This is a genomic window from Nocardia sp. NPDC051981 (assembly GCF_040680715.1).
GTDB lineage: Bacteria > Actinomycetota > Actinomycetes > Mycobacteriales > Mycobacteriaceae > Nocardia.
The window spans coordinates 337,902-359,686 of record NZ_JBFAXK010000003.1; the positions used below are offsets into that span (position 1 = coordinate 337,902).

The following is a 21,785-nucleotide window of genomic DNA, read 5'->3' on the forward strand; positions in this document are numbered from 1 at the left end:
CCTGCAGGAACACAAAGCACCGTAGCGGAGTAGCGGGGATCAAAACCCACGGTTCCTTCTGCAGCCGCTACGTAGCGACAGTGGAAGCGCTTCTCGGTCAGCAGGTTGACAAGACGGATTACGCTGCGCTCCAAGGGTTCCGCGGCACCGCCATGGCGGGCTCGTCGCCCGTCGAATTTTGCGCGCGATGGGCGACTCCCGTTACTGCGCGTCGGGTAGCCGTCGCGGTCAGCGGCCCAACCGCTGCCGCCTCTGACCGCGGCGACCGCCTTCCCTTGTGGTAGCGGCGATATCGTCATAGGCCGCGCATTCAGTGGCCGGCCGAATTGCACCGACAGGCAGGTGAATCGACTGATGCTGTACCTCAATCTTGTTGCACCGATGCAGCCTAGATGCAGGCGCCCGTGAGAAAGTGCAGCTAGAAGTGAGAACCTACAGGCCGCCAGGCTATCCTCGCGCCATATCGACGAATCGACTCAAGTGAAGCTGGTGAGCGACGGTAATGGTTGCGGTTGGCCCGTTTCGGTGCTTGCCGAGGATGAGGTCGGCTTCGCCGCCGCGGGGGTCGTCGCGTTCGAAGGCATCCGGGCGATGGAGAAGGATGACCATGTCGGCATCCTGCTCGAGACTGTTGTGCACAGAAATGCCTTGGGCCACAAAGTTATGCGTGCCCGGGACGGTTCCGTCGAAGACATCCTGTTCACCGAGGCTGGTGATTTCGACGATGCGGTCCCAGCGGACATCGTTTGTTGCGTACATATCGATTCCGGCGTCGTCCAGGACGGCGGCGACCCGGGCGAGACGTGACCGCGCCGGCGAATGCTTCCATGCGGTGGAGCCGCAGAAGCGTGAGTCCATTGCCGAACGGACGTCGCTGGGCGAGATCTCCTTGGTAGCCAGGAGAGTTCGGACCTTGTTCGTGACCCGGTCGGGAATCGTATCGACCGGTGTCCTGCGCGCCGCCGATTCCAGCTCGATAGGAGCTTCTTCGTAGAAGCCTCGCGCACCAACGGCCTTCAGGAAGGCTGTCTGGTGGTCCGCGCTGGCGATTTGGAGACGCCAGTGGTCGCGACGATCGGAAGTTTTCACTGTTTTGATGATGCTGTGCACGCCCAAGCGCAGGAGGAGTTGCGCGATGTCGTCGATCAGGCGCCGACTTGCCGACGAATAATCGATACGACCGTGGTCATGCACTGCATCCCAGCGGATGGACCCATTGCTTGCCCAAAGTTGTTTCAGGAAGTCGGCGACCTGATCGTTAGGTAGCGAAAAGACACGATCGGAAATCGCGTCCTCGCCGGCCACAGTCGCGTGTGCCAACCTGATTACCTCATCGTGCGGGATCCTTCCGGTGCGCGCAGGCTCGCGAACGACGCGTGGCACCGCGAGCTGGTCGTCAATGGCCAGCTTTTCCAAGGGAATCCACCCGTCGATGGTCAGGAAGGGGTGGTTTCCGGTCGCTTCGACTTCGCGCCCCGAAGCCAGACGGAGCCGGAAGACCTCCTTGCGGCCACTGGGGAAGACCTTCACCATCGGCCGGGCAACCATCCGCATCCGCTCATCGAGCGACCACACCAGTGGCTGCTCACCGCTTTGCAGCAGTTCACCGAGTGTGACCTCACTGCCCGTATCGGCCCGAAGAATTCGCGTAGACGCGGGGAGGCAGCCCGATTCACGGAGGTCGGAGACCATGGGGCGCTTATCGGTCCGCTGCTCGGGGCCTCGGTTCAGCTGGGAGATGGCGATGACCGGGACTTCGAGTTCCTTGGCGAGCAGTTTGAGGCTTCGGGAGAACTCCGAGACTTCCTGCTGGCGGGATTCCACCTTCTTACCTGAAGTCATCAGCTGGAGGTAGTCGACGACGACGAGCCGCAAGTCGTGCCGTTGCTTGAGCCGTCGGGCCTTCGCGCGAATCTCCATCATCGTCAGGTTCGGCGAGTCATCAACGAACAGTGGCGCTTCGCTGATCTCGCTCATGCGCCGTGCCAGTTTGGTCCAGTCATCGTCGCTCATGCGACCCGAACGCATATCGCCCAGTTTGATTTTCGCCTCGGCCGATAGCAGGCGCATGACAATTTCGGTGCGGCTCATTTCGAGCGAGAAGATGACGCTCGCCAGACCGTGTTTGATCGAGCAGCTGCGCATGAAGTCCATGCCCAGCGTCGAGTTGTGGGTCGGCACCATGGTGGGGCCGGCGAGGTAGAGGTGATCGTGGTTGTCGACCTCGACGCAGCGGACCGGGACGCTCTCGACCTTTCGGACGTCGACGATGCGACGCTTCTCCGATCGCGCGGTCTCCGGCACCCAGTGATTCAGCCTGTCGTCAGGAGTTCGCACACTGTGAGCGATTTCACCGGTAGTCCGCACCGCGGGGTGTGGTCCGTGCATGTGCGAGACGGTGCGCCATAGATGCTCTTCATCCGCGACAATGACGGAGCCATCCGAGAACTCGACCTCGTAGCAGGGGCGACCGAGCATGACTTCGGTGGCGGCCAGGATGCGCGTCGGACGGCCTTGCGCATCCAGCAATTCGTCACCGGCCTGAACCTCACCCATGGTGGTCCAGCCGTTCGGTGTGGGCAGCGGAGTATCGAGAGCAAGCGCCTTACCGACACCGGGTCGAGCCGCGACGATGATCATCTGGCCGGGGTGGAGGCCGTTGGTGATCTCGTCGAGTTCGGTGAAACCTGTTGGGACGCCGAGGGAGATGCCGCCTCGGGAGGCGATGGAGTCCAGCTCGTCCATCGTGGGCTGGAGGATGTCGGTGAGGGGGGCGAAGTCCTCGCTGGAGCGGCGTTCGGTGACGTCGTAGAGCTCGGCCTGGGCACGGTCGACGACCTCGGCGACGTCTTGGCCGTCGGCGCCGGCGTAGCCGTACTGGACGATTCGGGTGCCCGCCTCCACCAGACGGCGCAGGATCGCCTTCTCCGCAACGATTTCGGCGTAGTAGCCGGCATTGGCCGCGGTGGGGACCGTTTGGGTCAGCGTGACGAGATACGGGGCCCCGCCGATGCGCTTGAGCTCGCCGCGGCGGTCGAGGGTGGCGGCCACCGTTACCGGGTCGGCCGGTTCGCCGCGGCCGTAGAGGTCGAGGATGGCGTCGTAGACCGCCGCGTGGGCGGGGCGGTAGAAGTCGCCGGGGCGGATGACCTCCACGACATCGGCGATGGCGTCCTTGGACAGCAGCATGCCGCCCAGGACGGATTGCTCGGCGGCCATGTCGTGGGGTGGCTGACGGCCGAAATCCTCGCCGGGGGCGTCGGGATAGTCGGAGGGCCCGTGATCGTCGTGGCCGCGATCGTCGATGACTGCCATCGGTTCGACCGTCCTCTCTCCTCGCGCCCGGAACGAGTCCATGACCGTTGTACGCCTGCGCACCGACAGGTTAGGTCCGCCACGCGGCGCCGCCACGCCGAGTTGTGCAGGCGCGGTGGCAAACCCGTGGTGGTGGGCGCTGGATACACGGAGTCGTGTCGTCCCGGGCAGTGGTCACGACATCGAATGCGAACCTAGGCGACCGGACGGTGACCCGCCAAACCGAGCTGTGTACACACCTGTGGACAACGTGGGTATTGTTCACCAACTGTTGTGCACCCCCTGTGGAAAACTTGGGGACAACAGTCGATGTGGTCGATCAATACGCTGGTAGTGGCCAAATTCTCAGTGTGTGCAATTGTGGATCAATTCGGTGCGGCGTGTCGCCGGACGGTAACGTCTGGGCGTGTTGGGTGAACGAACGGCCTCACGCCTGTGATGTGTTACACAACGAGAATGGTTGGTTTGCTGAGCAATCCACAACCCGGGCGAACATCGTGAATTCTGCATGCCGACACGTCGCCCCGGTACACCCGACACGCAATTAGCGAATACCTGGCAAACAGAACAACCGAACAAAGAAAATCGGAGGCCGCCCCACAGCTGAGGCGGCCTCCGACGAACCGAATTACTCGGCGGCAGTGACCTGCAGGTCGACCTTGGCGATCACATCCGGGTGCAGATGCACCACGACACCGTGCTTACCGGTGCTCTTGATGTGGGCCTTCGGCAGCTCGATGCTGCGCTTGTCGACGACCGGGCCACCGGCGGCCTTGATGGCCGCGGCGACATCGGCGGCGGTGACCGAACCGAAGAGCTTGCCGGTGCCGGCGGTCTTGACCGCGAGCGACACGCCGGTCAGGCCCTCGATGGCCTGCTTCAGCTCGTTGGCGTGGTCCAGGTCGCGCACGCGGCGGGCATCCTGCGCCCGGCGAATGCCCTCGACCTGCTTCTGCGCGCCACGGGTGGCGACAATCGCCAGGCCGCGCGGCAGCAGGAAGTTACGGCCGTAGCCGTCCTTGACCTCCACGGTGTCGCCGGGCGCACCGAGGTTGTCGACATCAGCGGTGAGGATGAGCTTCATTGCTGTGCCTTCCTTTCTCAGCGGGCGGTGGACACGTAAGGCAGCAGAGCGACCTCACGCGAGTTCTTCACGGCGACAGCGATATCGCGCTGGTGCTGGACGCAGTTGCCGGTCACCCGGCGAGCGCGGATCTTGCCACGATCGGACACGTACTTGCGCAGCAGCGCGGTGTCCTTGTAGTCGATCTTGGCGCCGGCCGTGTTGTTCTTCTTGCCAGCCTTGTCTTCCTTGCAGAAGGTGCAAGCCTTCTTCTTCAGCACCTTTTCGCGTGCCGGTGCTTTGGCCATGGTCTTTCAACTCCGTAATTTCGGGAACCCAGCCGTCGGGGCGGATTCCGGGGAAAGCCGTTGTCTAGAACGGCGGTTCGTCGTCCATCGCGCCGCCCCCGAAGGAGCCGGCCGCGGGGGCACTGCCCCATGGGTCGTCGCCGGCGCTCTGGCCGCCGCGACCCCCACCACTGCCGGCACCGGAGAAGCCGCCGCCTTGCTGGCCGCCGCCCTGTCCGCCACCGCCGAAGCCGCCGCCACCACCGCCACGGGTGGTCTTGTTGACTTTCGCGGTCGCGTACCGCAGGGAGGGACCCACCTCGTCGACCTCGAGCTCGACGACCGTGCGCTTCTCACCCTCGCGGGTTTCGTAGGAGCGCTGCTTGAGTCGTCCGCTCACGATCACTCGCGAGCCACGGGTCAAACTCTCGGCCACATTCTCCGCAGCTTCACGCCAGATGTTGCAGCGCAGAAAAAGCGCTTCGCCGTCTTTCCATTCATTGGTATTACGGTCGAACACGCGGGGAGTCGACGCGACGGTGAAATTCGCGACGGCCGCTCCCGCGGGCGTGAATCGAAGCTCGGGGTCAGCCGTCAGATTGCCGATGACGGTGATGACCGTGTCGCCTTGGGCCATGGTTCCTCCTGCTTTCCGGTGCAGTCCGCAATGCGCTCGCCCGTGCACGCCCGATCATGGGCTCGGTGCACGGTTTGCCAGTCAGCCTAGAGATAGGCACCGACGGTTACGAGCGACGTTGCGGGAGGACTGGACTACTTCTTGTCGAGGCGCAGCACCTTGGTGCGCAGCACCGACTCGTTCAGGCCCAGCTGGCGATCGAGTTCGCTGACGGTCTCGGACTTGGCGGTCAGGGTGACGACCGCGTAGATGCCCTCGGCCTGCTTGGCGATCTCGTAGGCGAGACGACGGCGGCCCCAGATGTCGACGTTGTCGACCTTGCCGCCCTCGGCACCGACAACACCCAACATGTTGTTCAGGTTCGGGCCGACGGTGCGCTCGTCCATTTGCGGATCGAGAATAACCATCACTTCATAATGACGCACGGACCTCATCACCTCCTGTGGACTGTGAACGGCCCACGGACTGTCCGTGGGCAGGAGGGTTCGTTGCGTCAGCAACCCGACAAGGCTACATGAGGGACTGCGGTGCCCAACGCCGGGGTATCGCGGCTCTTGCTCGCGTGTTCACGCCGGCGGCGGCCGGACGATAGATAGGCATGGCCTGCGAAATCGGGCCAGTCCCGAGCTTGAACACGCGGACACGCCGAAGAGAGTCCTATGGTGGTGCGCATGCCGAACCGACCCGTCGCCAGCGCAGCGGTCGCTCGCCGCCGCGAGGCGGGCCGGTCGATGATCGCGGTCACATCGACGCTGGTGTGCGGGGTCACTTTGCTGATCGCGTATGTGAACAAGGCGCGATGTGCCGGTGGGCCGTTCGAGGAGTCGGGTCGCAGCGCCATTTTCGATGTCATCAAGGACTCGAATGTCTGCTATTCCGATATTCAGTACCTGTGGCTGGGCCGCGGCATCAATGAACACGTCTTTCCGTATATAACGGGCGGCATCACACCCGACGGCCAGTTGACCGGCGGCGCGGTCGAGTATCCGGTGCTGAGCGGTCTGTTCATGTGGATCGGCGGCATCGGCGCGCGCACCGATGCGGACTTCCTGCTGCGCTCGGCGTTGCTGCTGGCCCCGTTCGCGTTGCTCACCGCGTATCTGCTGGCCCGGATGGCGGGTCCGGCGGCGCTGCTGTGGGCGGCCGGTCCGCCCCTGGTGCTCTACGCCTTTCACAATTGGGAACTGCCGGTGGTGGCCACCGCGGTGGCCGCGTTCTACGTGATGACCGTGCTGACGCGATATTCCCTGCGGGACCGGGCGATAGCCGCGGCGGTATTCCTGGCGATCGGCTTCTGTTTCAAGCTGTATCCCGGAATCTTCGTGCTGCCCTTGCTGATCTACGTGCTGCTCGGTGAGAACCCGCTGCGGGAGCGGCGATTCGATGTGCGCGGCGCGCTCATGGTGGCCGGCACCGCTGTCGGCACGGTGGTCGCGATCAATCTGCCGTTCGCGCTGGCGGGTTATGACGGCTGGCGGGCGTCGATCACCTTCCAGCAGCTGCGGCAGGCCGACATCACCACGAATTCCATCTGGTACTGGGGCTTACGCCCGTTGTTCGCCCAGACCAGCGAGGGCGAGTCGACGTTCCAGGCCGTGGTGTCGGCGGCCTCGCCGCTGCTGGTGCTGGGCTCCTTCGGGCTGGCCTGCTGGCTGGGCTGGCGGCGGTATCAGCTGGCGGGGGTGTATCCGTGGATCGGTGTCAGCGGCGCCATGCTGTGTGGATTCCTGTTGTTCCACAAGGTGCATTCGCCGCAGTACACGCTGTGGCTGATCCCGTTCCTGGTGCTGCTGGAGGTGCCGTGGAGCTTGACCGTCACCTACTTGATGGCGGACGCGTGTATCGGGATCGGTGTCTTCCGCTACTTCTATGCCCTGGGCGCGGGCCGTGATGCCGGATTCGAGCAGAACATCGTGCAGATCGGCGTATGGGGCCGGGCCGCGCTGCTGGTGGCGTTCTTCTTCCTGTTCGTGACGGCGCGGGCGCGGTCAGCCGGCCGGCTCGGTGTTCCGGGCGCGGAACGCCTTGCTCTTGGCCCGGTTTCCGCAGACCGCCATATCGCACCAGCGGCGCGAACCGCCGCGTGAGGTGTCGATGTAGAGGCGGGTGCAGGCGTCTCGCCCGCATTCCTTGATGCGGTCCCGATCGGGGCTGCCGAGCAGTTCGATGGCGGAGCGCGCGACGGCCGCGAGCGCGGAATCGATTGTCCCGCTACGGTGCACGCTGCCGTCGGCGCGCAGGGTCAGCTCTGGCGGGGTGTCATGAGCGTGCCGGTTGACGAGTCGCCGATCTGCGTCGGCGGCGGGTTCGCCGTCGAGGGTGGCAAGCATCAGCCGCCAGGCGGCCTCACGTAGCTTCATGGCCCGCGTGAGGGCGCCGGTGCAGTCCGGCGCGGTGTCGAGGATGCCTGCCGCCGTTACCCATTCGCCGAGTTCGTCGTCGGTGCTGAGCCGGTCGATGAAGGTGGTGCGTCGTTCCTGAGCCGTACCGATGAAGTTCAGCGCGAGATTGCCGCTGACGAACAGGTGCGGATCGGCGAAGGTGGACATGTCCTCATAGTAACCCCCTTGACAGGTTATTCAAGCAGGTGCCACGGTATAACCACCTGAACCGGTTAGCGGCGTGGAGGAATCATGGACAACCGGCTTTTCGAAGTGGCGGGCCCGCCGGCCCTCATCCTCATGTGGAGCAGCGCCTTCATCGCCGGCATCATCGGCGTGGGCGCCGCGCCGCCCATGCTGGTGCTGTTCGCCCGCTTCGGCATCGCCGGCCTGCTGCTCATCGCGTATGCCCTACTGGCGCGGGCGGTCTGGCCGCGCGGCAAGGTCCTCGCGCACACCCTGGTGGCGGGCCTGCTCATGCAGATGGTGCAGTTCGGCGCCTTCTACACCGCCATGCACGAGCACGTCACCGCCGCCGTCATCTCCCTGATGCAGGGCCTGAGCCCGGTGGTGATCGCCGTATTCGCCGGTGGCCTGGGCGAATCCGTGAGTGCCCGGCAGTGGCTGGGCTTCGGGGTCGGCGGTCTGGGGGTGGGCCTGGCGGTGGTCGATCAGTCCAGCTTCTCGCTGGTGGGCCTGCTGCTCTGCGTGGTCGGCCTGCTCGGCCTCAGCCTCGGCACCGTGTACCAGAAGCGCTTCACCCCCGCGATCGATCCGCGCGCCGGCACCGCCCTGCACGTGGCGGTCAGCGCGCCCTTCGCGGGCGCGATGGCCGTGGCGGGCGGCGGCTTCCACATCGCGGATCCGGCCCGCTTCGCCGGTTCCATGGTCTGGATGGTGCTGGTGAATTCCATGGGAGCGTTCCTGCTGCTGAACACCATGCTGCAGCGCTGGGACACCACCCGCGTCAGCCGCTTCTTCTTCGCCATTCCGGCGGTGACCGCGGTGATGGCCTGGCTGGTCATCGGTCAGCCGTTGCGCCCGTTGACAGTCGCGGGCCTGGGCGTAGGACTGGTCGGCATGGTCCTGGCCTCCCGTCGCGCCACCCCGAATCCCACCCCGGCCGAGCCCGAGACTGCCCGTCGACTCTCGATGCCGCAGCCTGCGCGGGTGTGACCACCGGCAGACTGGGCGCATGCTGCATCTGCGGATTCTCTCCCCCGCCACCATGACCGACGAGGTCCTCGAGGTTCTCGGGACCGATGACGCCGTGACCGGGCTGGTCGCCCTCCGCGGTGCGGCGCTGCGCCCGCCCGGCGACCTGATCACTGCGCAGATCGCCCGCGAGGCCGCCAACGACCTGGTGCAGAAGCTGCGCGAGATGCGGGTGCACCAGCAGGGCAGCATCGAGATCGAGCAGGTGGGAACCTGGTTGTCGCGCAGCGGCTTCGAGGCCGAGATGCGCACGCCGGGCAGCAGTGCCGACGCGGTGGTCTGGGCGGAGGTGGCGCAGCGGGCGTATGACGACACCGAGCTGAACTGGACCTATCTCAGCTTTCTCACGCTGGCCACCGTGATCGCCGGCATCGCCATCATCACCGACTCGCAGATCCTCACCGTCGGCGCGATGGTGCTCGGCCCCGAGTTCGGCCCCATCGCCGCGCTCGGGATCGCGCTGGTGCGCCGGCGTTTCGTACTGCTGCGACTGGCCTTGCGCACCTTGGTGATCGGTTTCGCGACGGCCATCGGTATCACCATCCTGCTGGCGCTCGCCGCCCGGGCGCTGGGCTGGCTCACGCTGGCCCAGGTGACCGGTCCCCGTCCGGCCACCCAATTCATCTACACGCCGGACAAGTGGTCGTTCATCGTCGCGGTGGTGGCGGGCGCGGCCGGGGTGCTGTCCATCACCTCCGCGAAGTCGGTGGGCCTGGCGGGTGTGTTCATCTCGGTGACCACGGTGCCCGCGGCGGGCAATATCGCCCTCGGCGTGGCCGTCGCCGACAGCGGGACGGTGTGGGGCAGTACGGCGCAGCTGCTGGTGAACATCGCCGGGATGGCGTTCGCGGGCTGGCTGACCTTGGCTTTGCAGCAGAAGCTCTGGTCCCGCGTCTCGGTGCGGCGCGCCAAGCACATGTCCGTGCCGCGCCGCATGCTGTGACTCCCGGCTGGTGACAGGAAAAGCCCGCCACACGCTCTGGTGTGTGGCGGGCTTTCGGTTTCGGTGGATCAGCCGACGGGGGTGGGCTCCTCCAACCCCGCGGGTTCGTCGTCCTCGTCCTCGTCGGACTCGGCCTTCTCGCGCCGGTTGCGGATCACGCTGGTGATGAACGCCGCTCCGATGAAGGCCACGCCGACCAGGCCGCTGATCACCTCGTTGACGTGCACGCCGATGGTGATGAGCAGGATGACCGCCAGTGCGCCGATGGCCCAGAACGCGCCGTGCTCGAGGTACACGTACTCCGAGAGGGTGCCCTTGCGCACCAGGTAGACGGTGATGGACCGGACGAACATGGCGCCGATCAGGCCCAGGCCCAGGGCGATCAGGATCGGGTCGGAGGTGATGGCGAACGCGCCGATCACGCCGTCGAAGGAGAACGAGGCGTCGAGCACTTCCAGATACAGGAACAGGAAGAACGCCGCCTTGCCGGTCGCCTTGATGACGGCCGAGGGCCCCGCCGCGGCCTGTTCTTCGGCGTGCTCCTCGGCATGGAACAGGGAGCCGAGCCCGTCGACCAGGATGTAGGTCATCACGCCGAGGATGCCGGCCAGCAGCACGGTGGACCGGTCGTCGTCGGCCGCGATGAATTCCGCCGCGATGACGATGCCGCCCAGGGTGAGCACCACCGCGAGCATGTCGAGTTTGCCGAGCTTGGCCAGCGGGCGTTCGATCCAGCCCAGCCAGGTGACCTCGCGCTCCTCGAGGATGAAGTTGAAGAACAGCAGCAGCAGGAACGCGCCGCCGAAGGCCGCGATCTGCGGGTGCGCGTCGGTGAGCAGCTTCTCGTAGGAGGGGCTGCCGTCGGCGAAGGTGAGGGCCCCGTCGGCGGGCGGGTTCATGGCCAGGTCGAAGGCACGAACCGGGTTGAGGCCCGCGGTGATCCACACGATGGCCAGCGGAAACACCAGGCGCATACCGAAAACCGCGATGACGACGCCGACGGTGAGGAAGATCCGTTGCCAGAACTCGCTCATCCGCTGCAGGATGCTGGCGTTGATCACCGCGTTGTCGAAGGACAGCGAGACCTCGAGGACGCCGAGGATGGCGCACAGCAGCAGGGCCGTGGGACCGCCGTACACGAGGGCCGCGAGCAGCGACAGTACGGTGACGATGATGGAGAGGCCGAATATTCGCACCGCAGCGGGCCTTTCGTTGTGCCGGGTCGTGGACGGGGGTGGGCGGACACACGAAGAGGGCTCGTGCGACCGAGCCCTCTTCGTGTCGCTAGTTGTTCGATTCAGACATTGACGCCGAAGTCGCGAGCGATGCCCGCGAGGCCGGAGGCATAGCCCTGGCCGATCGCACGGAACTTCCACTCACCATTGTTGCGGTAGAGCTCGCCGAACACCATGGCGGTCTCGGTGGACGCGTCCTCGGAGAGGTCGTAGCGGGCCAGTTCGGCGCCGTTGGCGCGGTCCACGACCCGGATGTAGGCGTTGCGGACCTGGCCGAAGCTCTGGCCGCGCGAGTCGGCGTCGTAGATCGACACCGGGAAGAAGATGGACTCGATGGCCGGCGGGGTGTTCGCCAGGTCGACATTGATGACCTCGTCGTCGCCCTCGCCCTCACCGGTCAGGTTGTCGCCGGTGTGCACGATGGTGCCCTCCGGGGACTGCAGGTTGTTGAAGAAGATGAAGTGCTTGTCCGACAGCGCCTTCTTCTCCGCGCCGGTCGCGATGGCGCTGGCGTCCAGGTCGAAGTCGGTGCCGGTGGTGGTCCGGACGTCCCAGCCGAGGCCGACGGCCACCTGGGTCAGGTTCGGAGCCTGCTTGGTCAGTGAAACGTTGCCGCCCTTGGACAAACTGACACCCATTGCGGGAATCCTTCCGTTGTAGCGCGTTTGAAGTGTTTCTTGGCTAACGGCGTGTCCTGCGTGTCGGTTCCGCCGCCTCGACAGTAATGGTTTTCCCAAGTCTTCGGTAGGGAAGGGTCAACTCTGGCGTGCGGAAGCAACTGTCATATGACAGATTTTCACAACCCCTCGCCGTTGTCGCCCCGACGAGCCGCTTCTCCTACCATCGGGGGCGTGGCAGGCCGTCGACGCGGATGGTTCCGGGCACCCCGGAACAACGAATGGGTGCAGCAGGCCCGGCAGGTACTGACGACCGCATTCCTGGATATGGACCAGCGGCAGACCATTGCCGAGGCCGCCGTCACGGCATCCGCCGCGCTGTTCCCCGAGCGCGGCATGGCCGCGCGCTGGGAACCGGTGCGCGCCCGCTGCTATGACGCCTCGGGCGCCTATCTCGCCCTCAACGACCGCCTGGAGCAGGCCGAACGCGAGGACGGCGGCCCGGTCGCCCAGCCCGAGATCGACACCGTCATCCGCAGACTCGCCGACGCCGCGCGCGGGGTCGACGAGTTCTACCGGGGCAATCAGCCCCACCTCGAGCATGCGGTCGCGGTGTACGGCTCGGTGCCGCAACTGGTCTCGCAGGTGCGGGCACAGGCCGCACAGCTGCGGCAGGCCGCCGACGCCTCACCCCAGGCCACCTATCCCTCGATCCGGCAATGCGCGGCCGCCGTGGATGAGGGACTGCTCACACTCGAGGCCGCGGTGGCCACCGGCGCCGGCGGCGCCACCCGCGACGCCGCCACCCGGCTCGAGACGCTGAACCGCGACCTGTCCACCGCCCTGGAAGCCGCACCCGGCAAACAGCATTCGGCCACCACCGCCCTCGCCTCCGCCGCCACCCGGCTCGATGCCGCTCGCAACCGCCTGGACCGCGTCGCTCCGGCCATGTCGGCGCTGCTGCGGGAATTCGCGGCTGCGTCGTCGAACGATTTGGCCAACAATGAGCGACAAGCCCGGGAGGCCGTCGCGGCCGCCGACGCGGATCTGGCCCGCGCCCGGGCCGCCCTGGCCAACCACGACCCGGAGGACGCTCTCGACCTGACCACCACCGCCCGCGCCCACCTCGCCACCGCCGAGGAGCGCGCCGAGACCGTGACCGATCGGCTCGCCCTGCTGCGCGCGGTCCGCGACCAGCCGGCCGAGCGCGCCAAGGCCGTTCGCTTCAAGCTGCGCGACGCGCAGATGCTCGCGGTCAACAAAGGCGTGGTCCCGCAATGGGGTTCGGTACTCGACGCCCAGGCCGAACGCCTGGATCGCGCGAGCGCGGGCCTGACCGGACGCCACCCCGACTACTGGGCCTACGTGTCCGAACTCGACGCCATCTCCGCGTTCGTCGCCGGAGTGGTCGAGCGCATGCGAAATACCGACAGATAGACCGAAAGTCAGCAGGAGGACGACCGCGACGATGACCGCGATGATCACCAGCGATCCGGATGTCGCCCCGGTCTCCCTGCGGAAACGCTTTCCGCTGCGGCATTTCCGGCAGGTGCCGGGCCCGGAGCTGCGGCGGCTGTTCCACCGGCTGCCCGAACCCTTCGGCGGCTCCGTCGACCGCCACCTGCTGGCCATGGCGCTGGGCGCGACCCTGTACGTGCCCGCCACCCGGCCCGATCTGACCGCCACCATCCTGCGCCGCGCCGAACGCGGCGTGTGCTCGATGGTCATCGACCTCGAGGACGCGGTCGCCGACCACGCCGTCGAAGCCGCGAAATGGCGGGCCGCCCGGACCGTCGACGAACTGGCCGGCAGCGGCGAGGCCTACCCGCTGCTGTTCGTGCGGGTCCGCGACCCGCACAGCATCGGCGAGATCGCCGACCGGCTCGGGCCCGGGGCGGCGGCGCTCACCGGCTTCGTGCTGCCCAAATTCGACAGCTCCTGCGCGGCCGACTATCTGCACGCGCTGGCCCTGGCCGCACAGCGCCTGGGCCGCACCGTCTTCGGGATGCCGGTGCTGGAATCCCCCGCCCTGGTCCATCGCGAGACCCGCGACCGTGAACTCCGCCGCATCGGCGCGCTGCTCGCCGAGCACCGCGAACGGATTCTCGCCGTGCGGATCGGGGCCACGGACATGTGCTCCACCTTCGGGATTCGCCGCGACCGCGACCTCACCATCTACGACGTGCGCGTGGTCGCCGACGTCATCGCCGACATCGTCAACTACCTGGGTCGCGCCGACGGCACCGGCTTCACCATCACCGGACCGGTCTGGGAGTACTTCGCCGACCACGCGCGCATGTTCCGGCCGCTGCTGCGCACCTCGCCGTTCGCCGAGGTGGACGCCGTCCCCTTCCGGCAGTCGCTGGTCAGCCGCGACATGGACGGACTGCTGCGGGAGATCACCCTGGACCGCGCCAACGGGATCCAGGGCAAGACCGTCATCCACCCCTCGCATGTGGCCGTCGTGCACGCCCTCTCGATCGTCACGCACGAGGAATACGCCGATGCCGTCGACATCCTGAGCACCGCCGCGGGCGGTGTCGCCGCCTCCGAGTACCGGAACAAGATGAACGAAATGCGCCCGCACCGCAGCTGGGCGCACCAGATCATGCTGCGCGCCAAGGTCTTCGGCGTCGCCAATCAAGGAGTCTCCTTCGTGGACCTGCTCAAGGCCCTGGTCGAATCGTGACCGCCGATCCCGCCCTACCCTGGGCCACCCGGCACCTCGGGCTCGCCCTCCGCCACACCGATTCGGCACTGCTGGAACCCGACTGGCGCATCGACACGCTCGTCGAACCCGGTCTGCGCCGCAATCCCCGCCGCGCGCACCTGCTGGTCTCGACCGTGCTGGGGAAACACCTCCCGACCGACCCGCATCGCGTGCTCGACGCCGGCAACCGGCTCGGCGACCTGGTGCGCGAGCTGCTCGCGGGAGCTGCTGCGCCGCAGCCGAATCGGCCGGTCACCGCCGCGGTGGTGCTGGGGTTCGCCGAAACCGCGACCGGACTCGGCCACACCGTGGCGGCCCGCCTCGGCGCGCGCTGCTACCTGCACTCCACCCGTCGCGACGTGCCCACCGCCGAGACCCTCGCCGGTTTCGAGGAGGGCCACTCGCACGCCACCTCCCACCTGCTGCAGCCGATGCCGGCCGCGATCTTCCGCAACGACCTGCCCATGGTGCTCGTCGACGACGAGATCTCCACCGGCGCAACCGCTCTGGACGCCATCCGGGCCCTGCATGCGCACACTCCCCGCGGCCACTACATCCTGGCCTCGCTGGTGGACATGCGCACCGAGGCCGACCGCCGCGCCTTCGACACGGCGGCCGCCGGACTCGGCGTCCGCATCGACACCGTCTGCCTGGCCAGCGGCAGCACCCGCCTGCCGGCGGGCCTGATCGACGCCGTCACCGCGCTGCCCGAACCGGTACTCAACCCCGTCGCGCACCGGACCGGCGCCTGCCACCGCATCGAACTGCCCTGGCCGCACCGGGTTCCCGAGGGCGGCCGCCACGGCTTCCTCGACACCGACGCCGCACCCTTCGACACGGCGCTCGACCGCACGGTGGCCGACCTGACGCGGGCGCTCGCGGCCATGACCGAGGACGCGGACCCCCGACGCCCGGTGATCGTCATCGCCCACGAAGAACTCATGTACCTGCCGCTGCGCATCGCCGCGGCTCTGGCCGACAGCGGAATCCCCACCCGGTACCAGACCACCACCCGCTCCCCCGCCTATGTCCTGGACGTAGCCGGTTACCCGCTGCGCCGCGGATTCCGTTTCACCGCACCGGAACTCGGTGAGGAAGCCCCGCGCTACCTGTACAACGCGCGCTGGCCCGAAACCCGGCCCGGGTGGGACCCGATCCTGCTCGTCATCATCGACCGACCCGCGGACACCGAAATGCTCACGGCTGCAGGTGGACTCGTCGACGTGCTGACCGCGTCGGGCGCAGACGTGCTGCTGGCCGTGCTCCCCGGCGCGGACCCACGCGCCCTCGCCGCCGCTCGATCGGACACTACGAAGATTCCGCCTCATGCCCGGACCGCAGTATCGCCCTCCGTTGACCGCCTTGGGAGGGAACCCCGCCACCCCATCGGATTCGAAGTCGGTACGGCTCTGCCGGGCGGAGAGAGGCTGCCGGAACCGCTGCACGGGACCGAATTCGGGTCGTACGCGCGGGACGAGGTGGCGTGGTTGCTCACCGATCTGTCCGGGGTGGCGCTGGAAGCCGATGTGGCGGAACGCGAGCGGCGGATTCAGGCCGGAGTGGCGCATTACGCGGAGTCGCTGCCGGTGGAGTATCAGCCGGACGCGGAGTACCGGGAGCTGTTCGAGCGGGTGCTGGCCGAGAGTGCCGAGCGGCTGGCGCTCGCTGTAGCAACGGTGTCGGAGTTGGTGATCGCCGAGCGCGGCAGCGAGGCGGTACTGGTGTCACTGGCCCGGGCGGGGACGCCGGTGGGGGCACTCATGCGGCGGTGGCTGGCGACTCGGGGCATCGAGGTGCCGCACTACGCGGTGTCGATCGTGCGGGATCGGGGGATCGATACGGTCGCACTGGATTACCTTGCCCGGCACCATGATCCGGCGCAGATCGTGTTCGTGGACGGGTGGACGGGCAAGGGCGCGATCACCAAGGAGCTCGCTGCCGCGCTGGACGCGTACGCGGCCGCGGGCGGGGCGCGGTTCGACGCCGATCTCGCGGTGCTCGCCGATCCCGGCGGCAGCGTGCGGACCTACGGCACCCGGGACGACTTCCTCATCGCCTCCGCCTGCCTGAATTCGACTGTGTCGGGGCTGGTTTCCCGGACCGTGCTCAATGCCGACCTGATCGGGCCGGGGCAGTTCCACGGGGCCAAGTTCTATCGCGAGCTCGCCGATCAGGACGTGTCCAACCACCTGCTGGACGCGGTCAGCGCGTGTTTCGACCGGGTGCGGCCGCTGGTGGACGCCCGGGTCCAGGCCCTGCTGAACGCCGACCGGACCCCCACCTGGGCGGGCTGGGCGTCGGTGGAGAAGGTGCGCGCCGAATACGGGATCTCCAGCGTGAATTTCGTGAAACCCGGTGTGGGAGAGACGACCCGGGTGCTGTTGCGCCGGGTGCCGTGGCGGGTGCTGGTGCGGGATCCGCACGCGGCGGAACACGGCCACATCCGCCTGCTCGCCGCGGCACGCGGCGTGCCGGTCGAGACGGTGCCGGATTTGGCGTATGCCTGTATGGGCTTGATCAAGGAAGTGAAGGGGTAGCCGGTGCGGCAGCACGGGATGATGGTGGCGACGGATCTGGATCGCACGGTGATCTACACACGGGCGGCCTTCGGGAACACCGAACCGGACACGGTGTGCGTGGAACACCATGAGGGACAGCCGCTGTCGTACATGACGGTCGTCGCGGCGCAGCGGCTGAGCAGGCTCGCCTCGGCGGCGGCCGTGGTTCCGGTCACCACCCGCACCATCGAGCAGTACCACCGGGTCCGGCTGCCCGGCGGGCCGCTGCCCTACGCGGTCACCAGCAATGGCGGCACCATTCTGCGCAACGGGCTCCCCGACCGGCGCTGGCGTTCCGCGCTGGATGCGCGGGTGCGCGCCGAATGCGCCACCCTGGTCGAGGTGCGCACCGAACTGCGTGCGCGCGTGGACGAATCCTTCGCCCTGCGCCTGCGCGAGGCCGACGACCTGTTCTGCTACCTGGTGGTGGACCCGCAGCGGGTGCCCGCCGGCTTCCTCGCCGACTGGGACGCCTGGTGCCGCCCGCGCGGCTGGACGGTCTCCCAGCAGGGCCGCAAGATCTACACCATGCCCGCACCGGTCTGTAAGAGCCGCGCGGTGCAGGAGGTGCGCCGCCGCCTGCTCGACGCCGGCGAACTGCATCCCGAATCGCGCCTGCTGGCCGCGGGCGACGGTGCGCTCGATGCCGAGATGCTGCGCACCGCCGACGTCGCCATCCGGCCCCGCCACGGTGAACTGGAACAGCGGAACTGGAACCACCCGCGTGTGGCCGTCACCGCGGCGTCGGGCATCCGCGCCGCGGAGGAGATCCTCGACTACTTCCTGCGGGTCCGGTCCTGATCAGCGCCAGCCGGCCAGCAGGGTGTTCGCCGCCTCGGTGAGGGCGCGCTGCAGGAACGGGCCGAAACTGACTCGCGCCACGCCGAGTTCGGCGAAGTAGGCGGGCGAACCCTGATCGGGCAGGCCGATCGCATTGACCGGCAGCGGCAGTTCCGAGGTCAGCGTGCGCTGCACGTCCGGCTCGTGCCGGCCCACCGGGTACAGCACGTCCGCACCCGCCTCGGCGGCCAGCCGCAGCCGGGTGAGGGCGCTCTCCAGCCGCTCCTCCGGAGCGCCGGTGTCCGGGCGCAGGAACACGTCGGTGCGGGCGTTGATCACCACGTGCACGCCGGTGGCGTCCGCGGCGGCGCGCAGCTCGGCGACCAGGTCGGCATGTTCCTGTGGGGTGCGCAGCCGCCCGCCCTCGCTGTGCACGGAGTCCTCGAGGTTGAAGCCGATCGCGCCCGCCTCGAGCAGGCCCTCGATGATCCGGGAGGGCTTCTCGGCGTAGCCGGACTCCAGGTCGACCGAGACCGGAATGTCTACGGTGGCGGTGATCTCCCGTACCCGGCCCAGCACATCGGCGAAGGTCATGCCCTCCTGGTCGGGCTTGCCCATGGAATCGGCGAGCGGGTGGCTGCCGATGGTGAGCGCCCCGAATCCGGCGTCCTGCACCAGCTTCGCGGACCAGGAATCCCAGACCGTCGGCAGGATCACCGGATTTCCGGGCTGGTGCAGGGAGAGGAACGTCGTGGCTTTCTCAGCGAGGCTGGTCATGATCTCGATTCTCGGTCAGGGCGCGGACTTTGGCGACCGCCCGCGCCGCTTCGGGCCCGGTCGCGCTGACTTCCAGCCGCTGGCCGGGATGCACGCCGAGGGTGAGCACCCGGGTCAGGCTGTCGCCCGGGACCGGACCGGCGCCGGTGGTGGCATTGCGCAGGGCCACCACCGCCTCGACCTCGCGCAGGGCCGAGACCAGCTCGGCGGCCGGGCGGGCGTGCAGGCCGTGTTCGTTCGTGACCTCGATGATTTCGGTGATCGCCGAATCATCCACAGGCTGCACAGCTGTGGATGACTGTGGATCGCCGGCCGGACCGGTGCCGACGGAGTCGCCGAGCTGCGCGCGTTTGGCAGCCAGCGCGTTCCCGGCCTCCCGCGCGACCGCGTCCAGATCGCCGCCACCACCGGCCGCGGCCAGCGCCGACACCAGGCCCTCGACCAGCGGTCCGGCGGAAAGCCGCACGGCGACGGGGGATTCGAGCAGATCCAGCGCCGTCTCGGCGGACAGCACCGCGCTGCCCAGATCCAGCAGCACCAGGACACCGTCCCCGGAATCGGCGGCGGTGATCGCCTCGGCGACAGCGACGGCGTCGGTACCGAATTCGGTATCGGACAGTCCCGCCGCGATCCGGACGGGCACACCCTGATCGGGCAGCAGCCCGGCGGCCAGCGCCACCGCCGCCTCGGCCAGCGCCCGGCTGTGCGAGACCACCACCAGGCCGATCATCGCAGCGCCTGTCCGGCGGCCCGGACCAGCAGCGCCGCACTGGTGGCACCCGGATCCTGGTGTCCCGCACTGCGTTCGCCCAGATACGAGGCCCGCCCCTTGCGCGCGACCAGCGGCGTGGTGGCGTCCCGCCCGGCCTCCGCGGCGGTCACGGCGGCATCGAGAGCCTGCTGTGCCGATCCGCCACCGGCGACTTGTTGCTCGAGGGCGTCGGCCGCGGGTCCCAGCGCGTCCACCATGGTCTTGTCGCCGGGCTCGGCCTTGCCGCGCGCGATCACACCGTCCAGCCCGGCCCGGAACGCGCGCGCGAAATCGGCTATATCGGAACCACTTTCGATCGCGGCGGCGACGCGAAGGAAGAACGTCCCGAACAGGGGACCGCTGGCGCCGCCGATGGTGCGGATCAACACCATGGCGGTCTGCTTGCAGATCTCCCCGGGGCTGCCCGGAGTCGAATCATCCAGTGCCGCAACGGCGGCCGCCATGCCGCGCTGCATATTCGTGCCGTGATCGGCATCGCCGATCGCCGCGTCCAGCGCGGTCAGCTCGGTGGCGTTCTCGTCGATCAGCGCCGCGAAATCGCGGACCCACGCGGCCGCGTCCACCGCCGCCATCAGATCCCCCACCGCAGCGCCGGAGTCCGCACGGGCGCGTCCCACAGCGCCGTCAGCTCCTCGTCCAGCCTGGTCAGCGTGATCGAACAGCCCGCCATTTCCAGCGAGGTGATGTACGGGCCGACCAACGAGCGCTCGACGTGGATCCCGTGCCCGCGCAGGATCTGCGACACCTCGTCGAACATCACATACAGCTCGATGAGCGGCGTCCCGCCCATCCCGTTGAGGAAACACAGCACCCGATCACCCTGTGCGAAGGGCAGATCCGCGAGAATCGGCTCCAGCAGCAGCTGCGCCACATCCCGCGCCGGGGCCAGCGGCAACCGCACCCGGCCGGGCTCGCCGTGGATGCCGACGCCGATCTCCATCTCGTACTCGCCCAGCTCGAAGGTCGGATGCCCGACCGCCGGGACCGTGCACGAGGTCAGCGCCATGCCCATGCTGCGCGACCGCGCGTTCACCGCCTCCGCGACGCGCGCCACCTCCGCCAGCGGCCGGCCCTGTTCGGCGGCCGCGCCCGCCATCTTCTCCAGGACCACCGTGGCGCCCACCCCGCGCCGCCCGGCGGTGTACAGACTGTCCTGCACGGCCACATCGTCGTTCACCACCACCGACCGCACCTCGGTACCGGTCTCGGCGGCCGCCAGCTCGGCGGCCATCTCGAAGTTCATGACATCGCCGGTGTAGTTCTTCACGATGTGCAGCACGCCCGCCCCGGCGTCCACCGCGGCGGTGGCGGCCTGGATCTGATCGGGCACCGGCGAGGTGAAGATCTCCCCCGGACAGGCCGCGTCCAGCATGCCGAGCCCGACGAACCCGCCGTGCAGCGGCTCGTGACCGGAACCGCCGCCCGAGACCAGGCCCACCTTGCCCGGAACCGGCGCGTCTCCGCGCACCACGATGCGCTGTTTCACATCCACCCGCAGTTCGGGATGCGCCGCGGCCAGTCCGCCCAGCGCGGCAGCCACCACCTCGGCCGGATCATTGATGAGCTTCTTCACCGAATTCTCCCCTCGGAAGGCCGGTTCGGTTCCCTGCGAGCCAGACTCCCACCGCCGGTGCGGCTTTGGTGGCATTCCGGCTAATGCTGTGGCTCGGCCGGCTCCTCCAGCGTGCGGGCCAGCTCGATATCGGTCACCAGCTGCACCATCAGATCCCGCAATTCGCAGTCGGGCAGGTGCTCGGCCGCGAACTCGAACGGCTCGGACACGTCCAGCCCGCCCCGGGTGGCGGCCAGGATCACCCAGGGAATCCCCACCTCGGCCACCCCGAGCCGCTCCCGGATCAGGTCGGTGGTGTCGTCCACCAGGTCGGCCCGGGCGGCCACCGCGGCCCTCATCTGCTCGTCCAATTCCGCTCGGCGGCGCTCCAGCAGCCCGGCATCGGCGCCCGCCTCCTGCATGGGCGTGGTGCGCACCGACCCGTCCTCGTAGACCTGGAAGCCCTCGTTCACGCAGATGGTGCCCAGCTTCACCTCGGCGTCGGCCAATTCGGGCAGGGTGCGCAGGCAATCCAGCACCGCGTCCAGGGCCGCCACCAGACGATCGCGAATATCGCGGCGGCGCACCAGCTCCCGATCGGCGTCCTCCCGCTCGGACAGCACCTGCTCGACCGCGCGGCCGATCTGAAAGGCCATGGCGGTGGACTCGGGGGCCCAGCCGCCCCTGGGGACGTACTCGCCACGTTTGGGGGTGATGGTGTCCAGGAAGGCGTTCACGGCATCGAGCAGGTCGCGCAGCTGGTCTCGGGACACGGCGGGGTGCCGGAAGGCTCGCAGATACTGTTCGTGCGCTTCCGCGGGATCGACCTCACCGTCGCTCACCCAGCCGATACTGCCACGCCGTCCGGGCATCCCCGGACACCACCGCACCCACGCCGCGGGTCCGTGTCGCCATGTTCTCGTAGAGTGGCAACGACAGCACC

20 protein-coding genes are annotated in these 21,785 nt (G+C 68.0%); 7 read left to right on the forward strand and 13 right to left on the reverse strand.

Annotation, left to right across the window (positions count from 1 at the left end):
• Positions 1–447: 447 nt before the first annotated feature.
• The 5 genes from dnaB to rpsF form a co-directional block, all read right to left on the reverse strand.
• Positions 448–3,315 carry a replicative DNA helicase gene (gene dnaB / locus AB0L60_RS08630; RefSeq protein ID WP_364609359.1) on the reverse strand — a complete coding sequence of 956 codons (2,868 nt, stop codon included), beginning with the start codon at positions 3,313–3,315 and terminating at the stop codon, positions 448–450.
• A 628-nt stretch (positions 3,316–3,943) separates the two neighbouring features.
• Positions 3,944–4,399 (reverse strand): 50S ribosomal protein L9, encoded by a 456-nt coding sequence (rplI, locus tag AB0L60_RS08635; protein WP_354841000.1) that lies wholly within the window; start codon positions 4,397–4,399, stop codon positions 3,944–3,946.
• Positions 4,400–4,416: 17 nt separating this feature from the next.
• A complete protein-coding gene (gene rpsR / locus AB0L60_RS08640) occupies positions 4,417–4,686 on the reverse strand; it encodes a 30S ribosomal protein S18 (RefSeq protein WP_040814320.1) in 270 nt (89 codons plus the stop codon).
• Between the two features lie 64 nt (positions 4,687–4,750).
• A complete protein-coding gene (locus AB0L60_RS08645) occupies positions 4,751–5,302 on the reverse strand; it encodes a single-stranded DNA-binding protein (RefSeq protein ID WP_364609364.1) in 552 nt (183 codons plus the stop codon).
• 134 nt (positions 5,303–5,436) lie between these two features.
• Complete coding sequence (gene rpsF, locus AB0L60_RS08650) at positions 5,437–5,727, reverse strand: 30S ribosomal protein S6 (RefSeq protein WP_083869414.1); 291 nt, start codon at positions 5,725–5,727, stop codon at positions 5,437–5,439.
• A 306-nt stretch (positions 5,728–6,033) separates the two neighbouring features.
• On the opposite strand from rpsF, the gene AB0L60_RS08655 reads away from it, so the two are divergent.
• Entirely contained in the window at positions 6,034–7,389 is a 1,356-nt protein-coding gene (locus AB0L60_RS08655; RefSeq protein ID WP_364609742.1) for a hypothetical protein, read from the forward strand.
• On the opposite strand, the gene AB0L60_RS08660 is transcribed toward AB0L60_RS08655, so the two are convergent.
• Positions 7,291–7,851: an ABATE domain-containing protein gene (locus AB0L60_RS08660; RefSeq protein ID WP_364609369.1), complete on the reverse strand. Its 561-nt coding sequence runs from the start codon at positions 7,849–7,851 to the stop codon at positions 7,291–7,293. The genes AB0L60_RS08655 and AB0L60_RS08660 overlap by 99 nt on opposite strands.
• A gap of 84 nt (positions 7,852–7,935) precedes the next feature.
• Here AB0L60_RS08660 and AB0L60_RS08665 point away from each other — a divergent pair, with 84 nt between their 5' ends.
• Positions 7,936–8,859 (forward strand): DMT family transporter, encoded by a 924-nt coding sequence (locus AB0L60_RS08665; protein ID WP_364609372.1) that lies wholly within the window; start codon positions 7,936–7,938, stop codon positions 8,857–8,859.
• A gap of 19 nt (positions 8,860–8,878) precedes the next feature.
• On the forward strand, positions 8,879–9,841 hold the full coding sequence (locus AB0L60_RS08670; RefSeq protein WP_364609375.1) for a DUF389 domain-containing protein: 963 nt from the start codon (positions 8,879–8,881) through the stop codon (positions 9,839–9,841).
• A gap of 68 nt (positions 9,842–9,909) precedes the next feature.
• Here the strand turns inward: AB0L60_RS08670 and AB0L60_RS08675 are convergent, their stop codons facing one another.
• Positions 9,910–11,037, reverse strand: a complete 1,128-nt coding sequence (locus AB0L60_RS08675; protein WP_364609378.1) for a DUF475 domain-containing protein — start codon at positions 11,035–11,037, stop codon at positions 9,910–9,912.
• 101 nt (positions 11,038–11,138) lie between these two features.
• Complete coding sequence (locus AB0L60_RS08680) at positions 11,139–11,714, reverse strand: TerD family protein (protein WP_354841014.1); 576 nt, start codon at positions 11,712–11,714, stop codon at positions 11,139–11,141.
• A gap of 213 nt (positions 11,715–11,927) precedes the next feature.
• On the opposite strand from AB0L60_RS08680, the gene AB0L60_RS08685 reads away from it, so the two are divergent.
• The 4 genes from AB0L60_RS08685 (at position 11,928) to AB0L60_RS08700 (ending at position 17,762) form a co-directional block, all read left to right on the forward strand.
• Positions 11,928–13,130, forward strand: a complete 1,203-nt coding sequence (locus AB0L60_RS08685; protein ID WP_364609382.1) for a hypothetical protein — start codon at positions 11,928–11,930, stop codon at positions 13,128–13,130.
• A 94-nt stretch (positions 13,131–13,224) separates the two neighbouring features.
• Positions 13,225–14,382, forward strand: a complete 1,158-nt coding sequence (locus tag AB0L60_RS08690) for an HpcH/HpaI aldolase/citrate lyase family protein (RefSeq protein ID WP_364609745.1) — start codon at positions 13,225–13,227, stop codon at positions 14,380–14,382.
• Positions 14,379–16,940, forward strand: coding sequence for a phosphoribosyltransferase (locus tag AB0L60_RS08695; RefSeq protein WP_364609385.1), 2,562 nt, complete (start codon positions 14,379–14,381; stop codon positions 16,938–16,940). The genes AB0L60_RS08690 and AB0L60_RS08695 overlap by 4 nt, the downstream gene beginning before the upstream one ends.
• Positions 16,941–16,958: 18 nt before the next feature.
• Positions 16,959–17,762 carry an HAD family hydrolase gene (locus AB0L60_RS08700; RefSeq protein ID WP_364609748.1) on the forward strand — a complete coding sequence of 268 codons (804 nt, stop codon included), beginning with the start codon at positions 16,959–16,961 and terminating at the stop codon, positions 17,760–17,762.
• Here the strand turns inward: AB0L60_RS08700 and AB0L60_RS08705 are convergent, their stop codons facing one another.
• From AB0L60_RS08705 to AB0L60_RS08725, 5 genes are all read right to left on the reverse strand, one after another.
• Positions 17,763–18,521 (reverse strand): isocitrate lyase/phosphoenolpyruvate mutase family protein, encoded by a 759-nt coding sequence (locus AB0L60_RS08705; protein ID WP_364609751.1) that lies wholly within the window; start codon positions 18,519–18,521, stop codon positions 17,763–17,765.
• Positions 18,502–19,248 carry a dihydroxyacetone kinase phosphoryl donor subunit DhaM gene (gene dhaM, locus AB0L60_RS08710; RefSeq protein ID WP_364609388.1) on the reverse strand — a complete coding sequence of 249 codons (747 nt, stop codon included), beginning with the start codon at positions 19,246–19,248 and terminating at the stop codon, positions 18,502–18,504. The genes AB0L60_RS08705 and dhaM overlap by 20 nt, the downstream gene beginning before the upstream one ends.
• Positions 19,245–19,862, reverse strand: a complete 618-nt coding sequence (dhaL, locus tag AB0L60_RS08715; RefSeq protein WP_364609754.1) for a dihydroxyacetone kinase subunit DhaL — start codon at positions 19,860–19,862, stop codon at positions 19,245–19,247. Before dhaL ends, dhaM begins: the two co-directional genes overlap by 4 nt.
• Entirely contained in the window at positions 19,862–20,863 is a 1,002-nt protein-coding gene (gene dhaK, locus AB0L60_RS08720) for a dihydroxyacetone kinase subunit DhaK (RefSeq protein ID WP_364609391.1), read from the reverse strand. Before dhaK ends, dhaL begins: the two co-directional genes overlap by 1 nt.
• A gap of 80 nt (positions 20,864–20,943) precedes the next feature.
• Entirely contained in the window at positions 20,944–21,684 is a 741-nt protein-coding gene (locus tag AB0L60_RS08725; protein ID WP_364609394.1) for a hypothetical protein, read from the reverse strand.
• Between the last annotated feature and the right edge of the window lie 101 nt (positions 21,685–21,785).